Genomic DNA, 16,870 nt, shown 5'->3' on the forward strand with positions numbered 1-16,870 from the left:
CTTATCATTTATTTGATTTAGCCAGATTCAATCGGTTTCGCACCATCACTGCCGCCAGGGCTAGCAACATAAATGCCGTGACTGACCAGAATAGCGACTGGTAATTACCATATTCAATAATCAATCCACCATACAGTGGCCCAACCGCTCGGCCAAAGGAAATTGCCATGTTATAGATTCCTTGGAATTTCCCCTTATCATTGTCGCCCGCCAGCGAGTCGATCCAAGCCGGAATGCCCGGAAAACCGGTCATTTCACCAACCGTTAGGATAATCATCGTAATGACAAACATCGCGTAGCTCTTAGCAAACACCAATAGCAAAAACGACAGAATAAAAATCAACGACCCCACCGCAATCTGTGAACTCATCTTAAAGTAAGTCCCGATGCGGTTAGCCAGCGGTTGGCCGAACACGATCAATAACCCGTTCAGCGTCCAGAGGAGACTGTAGTGTTCAAACGAAATCCCCAGATTGGTCATGTGGACCGAGATCACGCTTTCCCACAGCGAATAACTGAGGTACATGCAGAATACCAGTAGCGCAATCAACCAGATCAAGTTTAATTGGGCTGGCTTGGCCGGTCCCTTTTCGCGGTGCTTGGTCTCCTGTACAATGTCCATTCGGAAGTCGGCGATGAAAATAATCAGCAAAGCCGCGTAGCAAATGCTAGCCGCGATAAAAACCAGTTGAACACCGTGGTCCATCAGATAGCCGACCATCAACGTTCCCATGACGACCCCTAAATTCATCCCAATGTAGAGCCAGTTGAACACCCGGCGACTGCTGATCTGGGTCACATTCGCCGCAAATGAATTCACCACGGTCATGACGATGCCGTCGCCCAAGCCAATGAAGAGCAACATAATCCCAAATATCGGCCAACCATGAAAGAAAATCAGCAGGAGCATCGGAATAAAGGAACACAACGTTCCCACGACCCCCGACATGAATGGCGACCATTTATCAAACAACAGGCCGCCCAACCAATTTCCAAGGATCATACAGAGCGACATCCCCAACAGGGCCACCCCAGCTAATGCCAACGTTTGATGAAGCTGATTATGCATATAAACAGTCGTTAACGGCCACATACACGCGGCAGCGGCGTTAAGTAACAACGTCGCCGAGAGAATCCCCGCTAAACTGACTTCCTTTCTGGTTTTCCTCATTTAATGTCCCTCACTTTTTCTAGATTCCACCCCTCATTGTCGCATATTCTAGAAAAATCCGAAATGGTTAAGTGACTAAAAAGGCCGTTAACTCGGCATTTATGGGCAACTTCTCATAAATATTTCGATAAAAAGTAAAAAAGTTTGTCCGACTTGATTTGAGTCAAGTTCTTTTCGACTGGTACCCCGTATACTAGGTCTTGTAATCAAGACAAACGAAAAACCTGAGGAGGTTTTAATTATGAGTAAAGTAACCATGAAGTTAGACGATCTGACCTGCCCATCTTGCATGACTAAGATTGAGGGAGCCCTCAGTAAAAAAGACGGCGTTAAGGATGTTAAGGTTCTGTTCAACGCCAGCAAAATCAAAGCCGAATTCGATGACGCCACCGTCACCGCTGAAAGCTTAGCCGACACGGTCACTGACCTCGGCTACACCGTTAAGAGTTCTAAAGTCAAAGCCCTCTAAACCATTTAAAATCTGAAAGGAAGTTCATCCAATGACTACAACTACCGCTACTATCGAAGACCGTTACGCTGCTGAACAAGCCCAAACTGAACACGACCACCACGTGCCAACGGCCGGTGCCATGACCAACCACATTCTGGCTAACCTACACATCTCCATCGTGAAGTTCCACCAGGTTCGCTGGTCCGTCAAAGGCCCATTAGCCTTGAGCGTCCGTAGCCTACTCAGCGACTACATCGCTACCTACCGCGATCAATTCGACGCCTTAGGTGAACTCCTCTTGGACGAGGGCGAAACGGTCTCCACGACCACCAAGGAATTTCACGACTACAACATGCTTCAAGAAGGCGGCGACAAGAAGTACCTCAGCGCTGAAGACCAAGTTAGTGAGTTGGTCCGCGACGCAGATACTCACAACCTCTTTATCGACCGGGCCATCAAGCTCGCCGAAAAGGAAGAACGCCCAGCCTTAGCTAGTTTCTTGGTTAGCCTACGGGGGACGAACAACCACATCATCCGTGAACTCCAAGCCGTTCTGGGTAACGATGCCCGCGACGGTCTGGACGAAGAAGACGATGACGATGATGAAGACTAATCTTTAACTTTGAGGGAACGTCAGCGCACTGCGAGGTGCTGGCGTTCCCTTTTTTTATCCCTTATACTAGGTTTAGGGGTGATTTCAATGAATACACATCTTCGCCGAATCGGAGTCGGCTGTTTATTTGTTTTTTCATTATTGCTAGCTACTGTGGCCGCCAATCTTCTACCAGCGTATACGCTTCTACTGTACGTTTTGGCTGGAATTTTCTTGGTCAGTGCCATTGTTTTGATCTTCAATCGGAAGGCGCCGGACGACAAGTGAACCGACAATGATCCTGATTCCTCATTTGCCGTTTTCTTAGTTTAGCATACAAAAGCAAACGGATGTTCGATAAAGTTGAACCTGTACTTACTCTTTACAATCTTTACATAACAAAGGACCGCGGCGGAATTGTCGCGGTCCTTTGTTTAGCTTTCATTTTAGATTGCCGAAACGTGTTTCAAGGGGCAGCCGGCTCCGCTTAAAACTGCTAAGCAAATAATCCAAGCCCAGGATTATCCGCTTAGCAGCCTTAATGCTCACCAGCTAACCGCCCCTTGAAACACTCTTTACACTGCCCCGTTCCACCATCTCAACCGGGACAAACGTCGCCGCCTTTTCCCCCATCACGCGGTCCACGCTCTGCGCGCCAATCTGGTAAAAGTCCTGCGTCAGGCTGGTCAGCGCTGGTGTAGTAATGCGACAAATATCGGTACCATCAATGCTGACCAACGACAACTGCTCTGGCACCGCGATGCCCGCTTCCTGGGCCGCATTCAGCAGGCCCGCCGCGACCATGTCACTGGCCGCAATGATGGCCGTGACTTTCAATGGGAGAAATTCTGCCAACAGCTGCCGGCCCGATTCGTAACTGTAATCGCCGTATTTGATCGTCGTTTCCTGAATGTCGCGCGCCGCCAATGCCTTCTGGTAGCCGGCAATTCGCTGACTCCCGGTATGGTAGGTGTCGACCCCGGCGAGGCCAATGTGCGTGTGGCCGCGATCGAGCAGATAGTCCGTCGTGGTCGCCGCCAATTTTTCATTGTCCGAGCTGACCGACAGGACCTTGTCCGTGCCCAAGTAGACCGAGACGAAGCAGAATGGCACGTGCGACTCCTTCAACAGCGTCAAATCCTCCGCATCCGGCTCGATCGCCGCCAGTAAAATTCCCGATACCGCACGTTCCAACGCCGTCACGATGGCTTGGTGCTGCAGCTCAGCGTTTCGGTTACCCGCGTACAAAATAATCACACCCTGCCCCAATTCGCTGGCGCGGCGCTGAATTCCGTCGATGATCTGCGTAGAAAAGTTGGTTGGCGTCGCGTTGATGATGAGCGCAATGACCGCAGCTTTTTTCTTGACCAACTCCACAGCGGTCGAATTTTTACGATAGCCCAACCGCTTGGCCACGGCTAGAATTTTAGTCTGTGTTTTTTCACTATACGTTCCCGTTTTATGGCTCAGCACTCGTGAAACGGTGGCGATCGACACGCCTGATTCGGCGGCGATATCCTTAATCGTTGGTTTCATACGTCCCCCACCTCACTTCAATATAGTCCCATTATAGCCTTAATCCCGCCATTTTCCTAGCTAAAAGAGTAAACGTTTACATTCCTTTTAAATAGGCATTGTAAACGTTTACGTAACGTGCTAGTATGAAGGCGTTGAAAGAAATAGCCATTATTTAAATTCAAGGAGATGTCCTGATCATGAATCAACCAGCAACGAACTCGCTGGGAAATCACAAAGCCACTGCGGCCGCCCCATCCAAGACCAAACGACTTGCGAACTCCCTGCCAAATTTACCGTTGAAAACACTATTTGCCATTACGTTCGGTTTCTGTGGGGTCAACATGGCCTTCTCACTGCAATCTTCACAGATGAGCCGAATCTTCCAGACCATCGGCGCCAACCCGACCAACCTGGGACTGTTCTTCATCCTGCCCCCACTGGCCGGCTTGATCGTCCAACCGTTAGTCGGGAAATATTCCGACCGGACCTGGAACCGCTTCGGTCGACGGATGCCTTACCTCTTATTCAGTGCACCCGTTGCCGCTTTAGTCATGATTTTACTGCCTAACGCCGGGTCATTTGGCTTCGGCTACGCCTCCATGGCGGCCTTGGTCTTCGGGGCCATCGCCATTCTGTTCATGGACCTGTCCAGCAATATCTGTATGCAACCATTCCGGATGATCATCGGGGACATGGTCAACGAAAAGCAAAAAGATAAGGCTTGGTCCTGGCAACAAGCCTTCAGTAACCTCGGTGGTGTCCTCGCCACGTTGTTGCCATTCATCCTGACCTTCTTCGGTGTCGCCAACACGGCCAAAAAGGGTGTCGTTCCCCTGTCCGTTCGCCTAGCCTTCTACATTGGTGCGGCCATTCTGTTAGGCATTTCCGCCTATACCATTCACACGGTCAAAGAATACGACCCCGACACTTACGCGCTCTATCACCACATCGACCCGCAAGCCCACAAGAATACCAAGCCACTCTGGAAATTAATTAAGGACGCACCTAAAGCCTTATGGGAAGTCGCCGTTGTTCAAATGTTCGCTTGGATCGGTATCCAGTACATGTGGACCTACACGACCGGTGCTATCGCCCAAAACGTTTGGCACACCGCCAACGCCGCTTCTGCTGGATATCAAGCCGCCGGTAACTGGTACGGGATCTTAACCTTCATCCAGTCCATGGCCGCTGTCCTCTATGGTTTCTTGGTCTTGTCACACACCAACCCGCTCAAGCGGAAATTCTGGTACCGCTTCGGGATTGCCTGCTTCGCCGTTGGCTTGATCTGGGTCTTCTTCATTCACAATCAGTACCTCTTGATCTTGCCATTCTGCCTGATCGGTATCGGCTTCTTCACGGTTCACGTGGAACCCTTCAACATCTTCACGTCATCTCTGGACGGGTCAAATGAAGGGTCTTACATCGGGATCTTCAATGGGACCATCTGCTTGCCACAAATCATTGCCTCCGTTGCCAGCTTCCTGGTCTTCCGGATGGTCGGCAAGTCCATGCCCGGCATGATGTTAGTTGCCGGCATCTCCATGTTGATCGCCGTTGTCGCCATCAGCGTTATCAAAGCTGACAAGCCGCAAAAGGATCTGTCAGATAAGGCTGCTGCTTAAAAAAAGAGTGTGGCTAGAGGCGCTTAGTTAGCGTCCTTGGCCGGCTTAGCAGAAAACCAATCTTGAAGACTCGTGTTCTTCGAGGATTCAAGTTGCGTTCGCACCGCTCCAGCCCATATCTGCCGGCCGGTAAGGCGAAAGCACCGACCACCGTCGCTAAAAACAAAATTTCAAAGCTAGTTCTATAATAGAGAAGAGTAAGAGAAAAAGGAGATACCTTGTTATGACTGCTTTACCAACCTATGAACAAAAAGATCAAACCGTTACGTTTCACTATCCCGACCACGATCTGCAGCTGACTGTCCTGACGCCAGCCATCGTCCGCGTGTTCGAATACCGCGGCAACAACGGGGCTTCCTACGCCATCGAAGGCAACAAACAGACTGCGACCGACTTCAAATTGACCGACACCGGTGACCATTACGAACTGACCACCAGTGCCCTGACCATCGACCTTGACGCCGAACGCCACGTCGACGTTTACGACACCAACGGCAACGCCCTCGTCACCGATTTCCGCGGCGAACGGACCCTGCTCGACAAAGGGGTCGACAAGGTGCACCAACGGTTAGTCGAAGCCGAAGGACACAGCGTCACCAAGTCCACCGTCAAGGCCAACGCCAGCTACTATGAAGTCGTCAAGACGCTGGCGCCCGATGAACACCTCTACGGCTTGGGTGATAAGACCGGCTACCTCGACAAACGGGGCTTCGAATACGACAACTGGAACGTGGACAATCCATCTCCCCAGTTGGAAATTTTACCAAACATTTACAAGTCCATCCCCGTCATGCTGGGCTTAAAGAATGGTCATCCTTATGGCCTGTTCTTCGATAACACCTACAAGAGCCACTTCGATATGGGTAAGGAAAGCGACCACTACTACTTCTACTCCGCCGTTGACGGGAACCTTGACTACTACATCATTGGCGGGCAATCGTTGAAGGATGTCGTCACCAACTACACTTACCTGACCGGCCGCACACCGTTGCCGCAGAAGTGGACGTTGGGGTACCAGCAATCTCGTTGGGGCTATAGTGCCAGCGAAGATGAAGTCCAAGAGATCGCCGACAACATGAAGAAAAACGACCTTCCCTGCGACGCCATTCACTTTGACGTTGACTACATGCGCGGCTACCGTGTCTTCACCTGGGACAAGGCCAAGTATGCCGATCCCAAGAAGTTTGTCAGCAGCCTAAAGGGCCAAGGCATCAAGGTCATCCCCATCATCGACCCCGGTGTTAAGCAGGACCCCGACTACGACAAGTACGCCGAGGGCATCAAGAACAACTACTTTGTTAAAACGCCAGCTGGCAAGGTTTACATCAACAAGGTTTGGCCCGGCGACTCCGCCTTCCCTGACTTTGGTCGGCCCGATGTTCGCAAATGGTGGGCCAATAACAACAAGTTCTTGACCGACATGGGCGTCGGTGGTGTCTGGATCGACATGAACGAACCCGCAACGTTTGAGGGTGAGATCCCAGACGACGTGGTCTTCAACGACCAAGATACCCCGTCTACGCATAAGAAGATGCACAACGTCTACGGCCACAACATGGCCAAGGCAACCTATACTGGCTTGAAGGCTCAGCAAGGCAAACGGCCCTACGTCATCACCCGGGCAGCCTACGCCGGCACGCAGAAGTACTCAACCGTTTGGACCGGGGATAACCGCAGTATGTGGCCCCACATTCAAATGATGATTCCGCAGCTTTGCAACCTCGGTCTGAGTGGCTTTAGCTTCGTGGGGACCGACATCGGTGGGTTCGCCTCCGATACCTCGGCCGAACTCCTGACCCGTTGGATCGAAGCCGCCATCTTCAGTCCCCTGTTGCGGAACCACGCGGCCATGGGCACTCGCCATCAGGAACCTTGGAGTTTCGGCGAACCGACCCTTTCCATTTACCGGAAGTACCTGAAGTTGCGCTACCGCTTCATTCCGTACCTCTACGATTTGTTTGCCCAAGAATCGACGAACGGTCTGCCAGTCATGCGGCCACTGGTCCTAAACTACCCAGAAGATACCCGCGTACGGGACCTGGACGATGAATTCATGGTCGGTGACAACGTCTTAGTCGCCCCAATCGTTCAAAAGTCCAAGCTCAACCGGACCGTTTACCTGCCAGCCGGCAACTGGATCGACTTCTGGAACAACCGCGAATACCCTGGCAACCAAGACATCTTGGTCGACGCACCACTGGATAAATTACCACTGTTCATCAAGAAGGACACCCTGTTGCCATGGGGCCAAGAAGTCAGCCACGTTGCCGAAACGCCCGACACGACCATGACCTTCAAGGCATTTGGCCAAAACGCCAGCTACGAGCACTACCAAGATAACGGTAGCGACTTCAACTACGAAGATGGCGAGTTCAACCGCTACTTGGTCACGGTCAAAGATGGCGACGTCAATGTCACCTTGACCCACAGCGGCTTCAAGCCGGTCTACCAGACGATTACGGTCGACCTGCCAGCCAAGTCCGTCACCTTGACTTACGACGCGGCTAATCAGAGTTACCGAGCTTAGTGTAAATTGGCCGCACTGCGGATGCCAGAGATTCCGCCTGCTGTGGGGACGCTTCAGCCTGGAAGACCACCAGTCTTCTCGCTCGCTTTTAAGCCACGAAGAACACGTGTCTTAAAAGTCGCCCATCTTGGTAGCTAGCCAGCTACCAAGATTTCCACGGCTGGCTACATCCCTGGCCTCCTCCGGCTCTGATTGTGCCCTACCACGACAACGGCCGAAAGCCGCGCGTACATTCCAAATTTTCTGGCCTGACTGATAACGAGTCCTTCACTCATTCCCCTAGTCGCCAAAAAAATCACTGTGTAAGCTGAGAAGTCGTCAGCTATGGACTCAGACCGTTCCAGCCCATAGCTGGCAGCCGGTAAGGCGACGGAGACACTTAGTTGTCCAATTTACACGCTAATATCGTCGTTGTACCAGGTTTTAGCAACATTTAGTAGCTTAACAACTTAACCAGTAATCAAAAAAATCCCGTAGAGACAGTGAAAATTAACGCTGTCTTTACGGGATTTTTACATTCATTTGGTATGCTGTTAAGAATCACTATTTATCGAAAGGAAGCCGATTATGCCAACGCCCGATTTTCAGCTACTCCAAGACTACCTGTTCTTTAAGCTGTTTGCCTTCAATCCCCTGGCTAATGGCCTCAACTTCTATGACACCAGCCCAACGGATACCGCTTTGGCCGTCGATGTCCGCGGCTACAGCGTGATTCTTCAAGTTGCCGCCGCACTGGGCCGGATTTCCGCCCAATTTTCCCTCCAACCGGCCTACGAACACGAGGTATCGTTGGCCGAAATGGTCAAACCGGATGCGCTACCGGACCTCGTCACCTTTACCATTTATCGCTGGGACGCGACGGAATTGGCCCGGTTTCTACCAATTATGCACGACTTTCAAACCGCCCAAACCAGCCCCGAATGCTACGCACCAGTCAAGTTTCACCTGCCAGCTACTTCGTCGGCGTCGCCAGCACCATCCCGTAAGAGGTCATTTGCCCCTCGGACTCGGCGCGCGTTGGCAGACCGTCCTTGGAATAGTCACCATCATTGGCCTCATCAGCAATAAAGATCCCAATGTTGCCGGTAAACGACGCCCGTTTCTCCGCCGTGTACCCCATCGCATCCAGTTGCGCCGTCATCTTCTTGATTCGGGGCGCCACAGGTTGGCCCATGGTATTCCAGAGGTCACTAGACGGTTGGTAATTCTGAATATAACTGATGTTCGTCACGTCCTTAAACCCAGCCGGCTTCTGAATATAACTGTAGGCGCCCGTATCCGCGAACGCCGACAACTTCGCACTCACCGTGACATTCGGATACAGCTTTAAAATGGCCCGGGTCAGGCGTTGCGATGGGTCCGTTTGAATGTATTTCAGATATGCCGCATCCGAACTGAACGACGCGGGATTCTGCGCAATGATCTTAGTAAAGTACTTACTCCAGGCAATCCCTTTCACCTTAGGATTGGTCTGACTGGTCAGCTCGTAGTAATAGCTAACGGCCTTCCCATTCTGCCGCTTCGTGACAATGTTGGACACGTTCCACCGCGTGTACGGGTAATTCTTTAGGTTATACAGCTTTTTCGTGTGGCGCGCATTCCAAATGACCCCGTTGGATTTCACCTTCGCCATATTCGTGGTGTAGGGCACGCTGTCGACAAATTTAGATGTGATCTGATACGTCGTCTTGGCCTGCGCCGTGACGGGTAACGCGGCCGCTCCGACGGCAATCAAGACCAGCGTCAGCAGCAATTTAAGTGGCTTTTTCATGTTAGATTCTCCCCCTCTGATTGAGGATAGGATAGCACGAATTGAACGTGCGTAGGCGATGAACTGCCTAATACTTAGAAAATCCACTAATTATGGCCGTTATTAGTCAAATTTTAAATCATAGCCGATGGATTGTGCCCGCCGTCCTACCAGCTAAACCTATAACGTCATTTCAGTTCTCACCAAACGTTGCCATCCCCACCAACATAAGTCGAAAGGCCGCCAGATATGAGTTCAGACGCACCGTCCCAGCCCATGTCTGGCGATCAGTAAGGCGCAGGTCCCACTAGATTGCCAACTTATCTTCAAACCATTTTCGACTTATTTTCAAAAAAAATAACGTTAATTTCGCCAACTTGATTCGCATCAAGTTAATTTCTGCTGGTCCAAGGCATAATGGGTACATAAACAAGGACAAAAGAACTCATAGCCAAAGAACAGTATAGAAAGGAACGTACATCATATGGCATTTCAACGTTATATCTACTCACACACCAATCCCATCACCTTCTGGTCAGCCGGCCTCATCATCGTCGGCTTTCTCAACACCTGGTTCACCCACATCGCTTACGTGACTGACGTGGCTTGGATCATCGCCTCCGTCATCGCCGCTGCCCCCATCATCCTACGGGCCATCAGCGCGCTCAAAGCCAAAGTCTTCAGTATTGAATTATTAGTCGGCATCGCCGTTATCGGGGCGTTTGCCATCGGAGAATTTGAAGAATCTGCCATTGTGACCTTCCTCTTTCTCTTTGGGTCTTACCTCGAACAAAAGACGCTGGCCAAGACGCGGGGCGCTATCCAATCCCTGACTGAAATGGCCCCAACGACCGCCCTCCTCGTCGGTGACGACGGCACGACCGAAGAAGTCGACGTCGACGATCTGGAGGAAGGCAACGTGGTCTTAGTCAAGGCCGGTGGTCAAGTTCCCGTCGACGGTAAAGTCATCGACGGTACGGGTTACGTCAACGAAGCCTCCATTACCGGTGAATCTCGGCCCGTCAACAAGGCTAACGGCGACGGCGTCTTCTCTGGCGCCATGGTCGAAAGTGGGACCTTACAGATCGAAGCCACCCAAGTTGGGGACGAAACGACCTTCTCTAAGATTATCGAACTGGTCGAAGAAGCCCAAGACACCAAGTCACCTGCCGAAAAGTTTATCGACAAATTTGCCCAGTACTACACCCCAGCCGTCCTGATTATCGCCATTCTGGTCTTCGTCTTCTCTCGTGACCTCCGTTTGGCCATCACCGTCCTGGTCCTCGGTTGCCCTGGGGCCCTGGTCATTGGTGCACCAGTCTCCAACGTTGCCGGTATCGGTAACGGCGCCAAGAACGGCATCCTGATCAAGGGTGGCGACGTGGTTGAAAGTCTCGCCAAGGTCGACACCATCGTCTTCGACAAGACCGGGACCCTGACCACGGGCAAAATGACCGTTGCCGACATGAAGGCTTACACCGACGACCGTAGCTTATTAGCCGGTGTTGCCCAAGTTGAAAAGACATCCGATCACCCCTTAGCCCAAGCCATCACCACCAACCTCGCCGCTCACATCGAAGACGACGCTGCCACCATCGAAACGGAAACCATTAAGGGCCGTGGCATGGTCGGCAACTGGGCCGGTCACGACCTCTACGTTGGGAACGCCGCCTTATTAAAGGACAACGGCATCAATTTGACCGCTGAACAACTCACTGACCTGCACCACATGCAAGACGAGGGCCAATCCACCGTCTTAGTTGGGTACCAAGGCGCCTTAGCCTTCATCCTGGGTGTCGCAGATACGGTGCGGCCAGAAGTTCCGGGCGCTTTAGCCGCTTTGAAACGTCAAGGCATCAAACACCTCGTTATGTTAACTGGTGACAACCAAGCCACCGCCCAAGCCGTTGCCGAATCACTCGGTATCGACGAAGTCCACGCCGACTTATTACCAGCCGACAAGGTCACCTTCGTCAAGAAGTTCCAAAACATGGGTCGCAAAGTCGCCTTCGTTGGGGACGGCATCAACGATAGTCCCTCCCTCGCCACTGCTAGTGTTGGTATCGCCATGGGCGGTGGGACCGACGTTGCCATCGAAACGGCCGACGTGGTCCTGATGCAATCCAGCTTTACCGCCTTGAATCACGCGGTCGGCCTCGCGAAAAAGACATCCGCGAACACCAAGGAAAACATTACCATTGCCATTGGCGTCGTTGTCTTCTTACTGATCGGCCTGGTCTACGGTTACATCTACATGGCCAGCGGGATGTTCGTCCACGAAGCTTCTATCCTGGTCGTCATCTTCAACGCGATGCGCCTGATTGGTTACCATCCCAGCGTTGCCAAGAGTCCTAAACCAGTTGCCCAACAGTTGGCAACGAACTAAACCGTTTCCCAAACTGAACTAGCTTATCTACAAACCAAGGTCGCAACCCCTCACTACGAAGGATTGCGACCTTGGTTTGTTGTTGCAGGTTTAATGGTCGAAATATGGTCGCGCTACGGCTGCCAGGAATTCCGCCTGCTGTGGGGACGCTTCAGACTGGAAAGACACCAGTCTTCTCGCTCGATTTGAAGCCACACAAAGCCCGTGTGTCTCCAAAGTCGCCCATGGTGTAAGTCGGGACCACCCGACTAACGCCATTACCACGGCTGGCTACATCCCTGGCCTCCTCCGGCTCAGACTGAACGCGTACACAACAATCGCGCCCCATCACGCTCTGAATTTCAGGCTAAGCGCATAACTGTCTACAGTATTCCGTTCATCCTGCCATCGGCCACCAACGTAAGCCGAGAGGTCGCTAGATATGGGCTCAGGCGCGTCGTTCTACTTGGCCGGCGTTTCTTGTCGGCCTAGTAGAAGACCAAGCTTGAAGACTCGGCACTTGCGAGGCTTCAAGTTGTGTCCGCACCGTTCCAGCCCATATCTGGCGGCCGGTAAGGCGTAGGCCCACACTAGGTCGCCCGATTACCACACATGCACCGAGTTCTTCAACGTCGCGCGCAGTTGGAGCAGGTAGATCAAGCCGGCCGCAATGCCCCACAGCCCGTCGATGCCCAGGTCCAGATACCACGGGGATTGCCCGGTGATAACGAAGCCAATCGTCTGGGAGAACGGAAATAGCCGGCTAAACAGCCTCAACCATACGGGATACTTGGTAATGACGACTAGCGCGCCCGACACGATGGTCGTTAGTGCCCCAATCAGATTCAGGTAAAAGTAAGGATTGTTATTCTTCCAAGCCGCCACGCCACAGAAGAATCCCAGCACGACGCCTGAAAGAATCATCAGTGGAACCATCGCAACCGCTCGCAACAGCAGCTGCACCGGCGCGCCGAATGCCAGCAAAACTAAAAGGTTCACGCTGACCGAGAGCAGGCTGGTGAGCGCCGCGGCCGCAACCTTGGCGCCCCAATAGGCTAACGAGAATGGGCGCTGGACCAACAATTCGCGGTCAATGCCCAAGTCGCGGTCCATCACGAACAGCCCCGTCATATTTTCCATCGCCAATCCGCCGCTCGCAATCACGATGGCAGCAACGGCCACTGACCAGTTGAAGGCGTTCGTGTACTGCGAATCAATCAGCACCAGTAAGGCCAGGTTGATGAAGGGAATCAGCATGAAATTAACGAAGCCCGTTCGCCAATTTTGCAGGTAAGGTAATGACGATAATTGTAGCCACATGTCACATCACCCCCGCACTACCGGTTTGCTTGGCGATGCGCATGATGCGGCCAGACAGAACCAGGGTCAATCCCGTCCACAGTGCCAAACTACACAAAAATCCCAGCCAGTTGACGCTGGCCTGCTCATTTAGCAACCGGTTCACCGGCACCGCAATCGGGATGACCCACTCGCCCGCATTTAACAGCGGCCGTACAAGTGGCGACGACCCGAATAGCCCCGATAAGAGGAGTAGTGGAATCGTGATCAACTCCTCGTAAACGATCGCATTGACCGTCAACACGAAGAATGTTGCAATCAGCTGGTCCATCAGCGCGGCCGCCACCCACAGCAGGCCCATAACTAACACCAAGTGCCATGACAGGTTGGCGTGCCCTGTTTTCAGGAACACCGCTAACCCGTAGGCCACCGGAAAGGCCAGCAAGCCAAAACTAGCCGCCGGAAGCAGGAGTGCCGCCAGCGAAAGGCGATTGTCAATGCGAGTGTTCGTGATGTAACGAAGCGTCCCCTGATACCGCTGAAAGCCGATGGCCCCGGCCGCCGTGGTCGCCGAGGACCACAGGCCAAAGACACCACTGCGGACCCACAGATTGGGGTCGCTCAAATTGTGCGTCGCGTAGGCCATGACGTACTGTAGGAGAAAAATCGACGCCGTACTCGAGAGCGTTAACCAGAAAAAGTATTGGTTGGACGCGTAGAGTTTCAAATGGAACCAAAACAGGCGAAGAAAGCGCATGGTTAAGGCCTCCTTAGCATGGGGGCCAACGCCAGATAGGACTCCTCTAAGGTGGCGGCCCGGTCAATATGATGAACCTTTGACTGGGCAACAATTTCGGTAACCGTTCCGGTCGTAAATATTTTCCCGGCCCCGAACAGGAGCACCCGGTCGGCCAGCATTTCGATCTCGCTCATCGTATGACTAGTCAGGAGCACTGCCACACCGGCATCCGCCAACTGCCGAATCGTTTGGTGAAGCTCATTGGCGATTTCAACATCTAACCCACTCGTTGGTTCATCCAGTAACAATAACGGTGGATTTCCCAGAAGCGCCCGCGCAATGTGTAAACGTTGGCGCATCCCCTTAGAGAAGAACTGCACCTTCTTCCCCGCCACATTTGCCAAGTCCACGACCTGTAAGACGCGCTGAACTTCCTGGCGTTGCTCGCGCCGTGGAATCCGTGCCAGGTCCGCGAAAAATAGTAGGTTGGCTTGAGCACTCGCGCGACCGTAGAATCCCAGGTCACCACCCAACACCACGCCGACCTTGGGCTTCTCACGCGTTTTGTAGCGGTCAATGCCATTGATCAAAACAGTCCCACTGGTCGGCAGGAGATACCCGCCCACCATGGACACAATGGTCGTTTTGCCCGCGCCATTGGGGCCTAACAGGGAGACAATTTCGCCCGGTCGAATTCCAAAGGAAACATCGGTGACCGCGTGAAAGCTGTCCTTGTGCGTCACGAAGGTCTTGCTAAGATGCTGGACCTCTAAAACATTTTCCATAATTAAATAAACCCCGATTCATTTGTCGCCTGTGTCTGACTCTGCTCTTCATTTCTGAGGTCACAACCATCGTCAAATGGCTGGCAAAACTAGCTTCACGCATAACGCATTTCCTACTTTCATTTTAAATTTAATGGATGGAACCGCCGCCAAACGACCGTTCCACTGGCAGAATACAACTCGTCAGATTCCAGCACAACTTAACCGGTGCAAAATCTGATTGTAATTAAAGTTGGTTGGCTTAACTTCTACGCCTCTAAAATCACACCGTAACAACTGGCACAATCAAAAGCGTTGCCGTATACTTAAAGCATTATATTTTTTCACATCATAATTTCATTTGTTTTTAATTTTTCATGCACAAAGAAGGTCTGTAATTGTTCAGCTAGATATTCCCGAAACAAGTTGCTTTTGCTTTTGTCTTTTGAACCAACCAACATTTATACACCCAATTGTTTTGCCATTAATTTAGTTTGGCTATATATTCAGGCGTAGTCTACTGCAACTCTAGTCTTGCTCCTATTACTGGCATTCATCCTTACCTGAAAGGAATTTCGTCTAATACCTGCTAAAAATAGCTGTCAACTGTGAGCCTTTCAAGTCTGAAGGACGGAGGAAATGCTTATGGAAGTCTTTTTTCGAAATTTTCACTACCTCATCTTCATGATAGCCAATATCATCAGTGCCATTGGCTCCTCACTATTTAGCATTGTCTTCGTGATCTACGCGCGGCATATGCCCCATCCGACCCTAGCGATTAGCATCGCCTCCGTTGTTGGCAGCTTACCACTCATATTTGACATTTTAATGGGTTATCTGGCCGATCAAACACACAATCACTACCGGCAGCAACTACGGAATCGGGTGATTCAAGGGAGCCTATACGTGATTATCAGTGTCTTAATGATTAGTCGTGCTCAATGGCTCAGCTTCATTGTGATCTTGGGATTTAGTATGCTTGTCAGCCTAATCAGTAGTTACAATACGTACGGTGCGATTCCCATCATTAAAGATATCGTGGTCCCACAGGACATCTCCGAAGCAGAGGGGTTTGAGGCTGGAATCAACGCCACAATCTCGCTCACCGGGGGTCTCATTGGTGCCGCGTTGCTGACCGCTTTTCACTACAATTACAGTCTATTTGCGCTCGTTAATGCCGCATCCTTCTTTGTCGCCTTTGCCTTGCTCTTCCACGTCCGCCAACATTTTTCGACACTGGCTAGCAGTCAGGTGACGATTCAGAAAACGACCGGTCTGCTGGCGAACATCAAACATTTCTTTCGGCAGACCAAGGCTAACTTCGTTTTACTCAAAAACCAATCGACAATCATGCAGTACGTTGGCGTCTTTATGGCGATCAACCTCTTCGACGCAGGTCAGGGTGTTCTGTTGAACCTGTCATTCGCGCATCAACGGCAGCTTCTGATTGGCAACTACGGGTACACCGTTGCCCTGGTCGGAATGATTGGCTCAATCGGTAGTATTATGGGGTCACTTCTCCCCGGCCGGATAACCAAGCACTTTAGTATTTCCAAAGGTATTCTTTTGATTTACACTGCGTACGCGCTGATGCCACTAAACATCCTCCCTTTTGAAAAGTCGCAGTCTCTTACTCGCGGTTGTTATCGTTGCTAACGTTCTCATCGGCATTCTTAATCCTCAAGTACAGGGAAAAATGATAAATGATCTGCCCAAGAACTCTATTGGGTCCATTATTAGCGCCTTTTACACGGTCGTCCAACTAACAGTTCCCTTGGGATCATTCGTTTTCGCTATTTTAGCCAACACACTTTCACTAGAAATATCCTGGGTGGGATTATTAGTGTTCGATGCCATCACATTAGTGCTTTGGCTGGGCCAGCGACATCATCAGAACAGTAAGCTTGCGAGTTAATAAGCGAGCTACAGTTGCCTCTCATTCCTGCCAAAAAATGGCCCGCGAAATCCATTCAGATTTCACGAGCCATTTTCCGTGCCAACGACCAACAGTCGCCATCACGGTTTATTTAAATTTTTATGCTTAAGCCTTAGTGAAAGTCCACTTAGCAGCT

Annotated in this window: 14 protein-coding genes; 8 read left to right on the forward strand and 6 right to left on the reverse strand. The window is 51.5% G+C overall.

Annotation, left to right across the window (positions count from 1 at the left end):
• Positions 1-4: 4 nt before the first annotated feature.
• On the reverse strand, positions 5-1,171 hold the full coding sequence (locus FC99_RS02335; RefSeq protein WP_048733913.1) for an MDR family MFS transporter: 1,167 nt from the start codon (positions 1,169-1,171) through the stop codon (positions 5-7).
• 241 nt (positions 1,172-1,412) lie between these two features.
• Between FC99_RS02335 and FC99_RS02340 the strand changes: the two genes are divergently transcribed.
• The 3 genes from FC99_RS02340 to FC99_RS02350 all read left to right on the forward strand — a co-directional run bounded on the left by FC99_RS02340 (position 1,413) and on the right by FC99_RS02350 (position 2,502).
• Positions 1,413-1,640 (forward strand): heavy-metal-associated domain-containing protein, encoded by a 228-nt coding sequence (locus FC99_RS02340; protein ID WP_048733911.1) that lies wholly within the window; start codon positions 1,413-1,415, stop codon positions 1,638-1,640.
• 31 nt (positions 1,641-1,671) lie between these two features.
• Positions 1,672-2,235 carry a Dps family protein gene (locus FC99_RS02345; protein WP_048733908.1) on the forward strand — a complete coding sequence of 188 codons (564 nt, stop codon included), beginning with the start codon at positions 1,672-1,674 and terminating at the stop codon, positions 2,233-2,235.
• 87 nt (positions 2,236-2,322) lie between these two features.
• Positions 2,323-2,502 carry a hypothetical protein gene (locus FC99_RS02350; protein WP_048733904.1) on the forward strand — a complete coding sequence of 60 codons (180 nt, stop codon included), beginning with the start codon at positions 2,323-2,325 and terminating at the stop codon, positions 2,500-2,502.
• A 264-nt stretch (positions 2,503-2,766) separates the two neighbouring features.
• On the opposite strand, the gene FC99_RS02355 is transcribed toward FC99_RS02350, so the two are convergent.
• Complete coding sequence (locus FC99_RS02355) at positions 2,767-3,750, reverse strand: LacI family DNA-binding transcriptional regulator (RefSeq protein WP_048733902.1); 984 nt, start codon at positions 3,748-3,750, stop codon at positions 2,767-2,769.
• A gap of 179 nt (positions 3,751-3,929) precedes the next feature.
• Between FC99_RS02355 and FC99_RS02360 the strand changes: the two genes are divergently transcribed.
• From FC99_RS02360 to FC99_RS13755, 3 genes are all read left to right on the forward strand, one after another.
• Positions 3,930-5,354 (forward strand): SLC45 family MFS transporter, encoded by a 1,425-nt coding sequence (locus FC99_RS02360; protein WP_082153215.1) that lies wholly within the window; start codon positions 3,930-3,932, stop codon positions 5,352-5,354.
• A 223-nt stretch (positions 5,355-5,577) separates the two neighbouring features.
• Positions 5,578-7,881 (forward strand): glycoside hydrolase family 31 protein, encoded by a 2,304-nt coding sequence (locus FC99_RS02365; protein WP_048733899.1) that lies wholly within the window; start codon positions 5,578-5,580, stop codon positions 7,879-7,881.
• Positions 7,882-8,448: 567 nt separating this feature from the next.
• Positions 8,449-8,949 (forward strand): hypothetical protein, encoded by a 501-nt coding sequence (locus FC99_RS13755; RefSeq protein ID WP_156166919.1) that lies wholly within the window; start codon positions 8,449-8,451, stop codon positions 8,947-8,949.
• On the opposite strand, the gene FC99_RS02370 is transcribed toward FC99_RS13755, so the two are convergent.
• Positions 8,834-9,652, reverse strand: a complete 819-nt coding sequence (locus FC99_RS02370) for a hypothetical protein (protein WP_048733897.1) — start codon at positions 9,650-9,652, stop codon at positions 8,834-8,836. The two genes, FC99_RS13755 and FC99_RS02370, sit on opposite strands and share 116 nt — an antisense overlap.
• Before the next feature lie 463 nt (positions 9,653-10,115).
• On the opposite strand from FC99_RS02370, the gene FC99_RS02375 reads away from it, so the two are divergent.
• Positions 10,116-12,017, forward strand: a complete 1,902-nt coding sequence (locus tag FC99_RS02375) for a heavy metal translocating P-type ATPase (RefSeq protein WP_048733895.1) — start codon at positions 10,116-10,118, stop codon at positions 12,015-12,017.
• 582 nt (positions 12,018-12,599) lie between these two features.
• Here FC99_RS02375 and FC99_RS02380 read toward each other — a convergent pair.
• Genes FC99_RS02380 through FC99_RS02390 form a run of 3 tightly spaced genes read right to left on the reverse strand, consistent with a single transcriptional unit; the run spans position 12,600 to position 14,819 of the window.
• Positions 12,600-13,316 carry an ABC transporter permease gene (locus FC99_RS02380; RefSeq protein ID WP_048733892.1) on the reverse strand — a complete coding sequence of 239 codons (717 nt, stop codon included), beginning with the start codon at positions 13,314-13,316 and terminating at the stop codon, positions 12,600-12,602.
• 1 nt (position 13,317) lies between these two features.
• Positions 13,318-14,052 (reverse strand): hypothetical protein, encoded by a 735-nt coding sequence (locus tag FC99_RS02385; RefSeq protein ID WP_048733890.1) that lies wholly within the window; start codon positions 14,050-14,052, stop codon positions 13,318-13,320.
• A 2-nt stretch (positions 14,053-14,054) separates the two neighbouring features.
• On the reverse strand, positions 14,055-14,819 hold the full coding sequence (locus FC99_RS02390; protein ID WP_048733887.1) for an ABC transporter ATP-binding protein: 765 nt from the start codon (positions 14,817-14,819) through the stop codon (positions 14,055-14,057).
• Positions 14,820-15,443: 624 nt separating this feature from the next.
• Between FC99_RS02390 and FC99_RS02395 the strand changes: the two genes are divergently transcribed.
• Positions 15,444-16,454: an MFS transporter gene (locus tag FC99_RS02395; protein ID WP_048733876.1), complete on the forward strand. Its 1,011-nt coding sequence runs from the start codon at positions 15,444-15,446 to the stop codon at positions 16,452-16,454.
• Positions 16,455-16,870 lie beyond the last annotated feature (416 nt).

The sequence above is a fragment of the Levilactobacillus koreensis JCM 16448 genome, assembly GCF_001435525.1.
Taxonomy (GTDB): domain Bacteria; phylum Bacillota; class Bacilli; order Lactobacillales; family Lactobacillaceae; genus Levilactobacillus; species Levilactobacillus koreensis.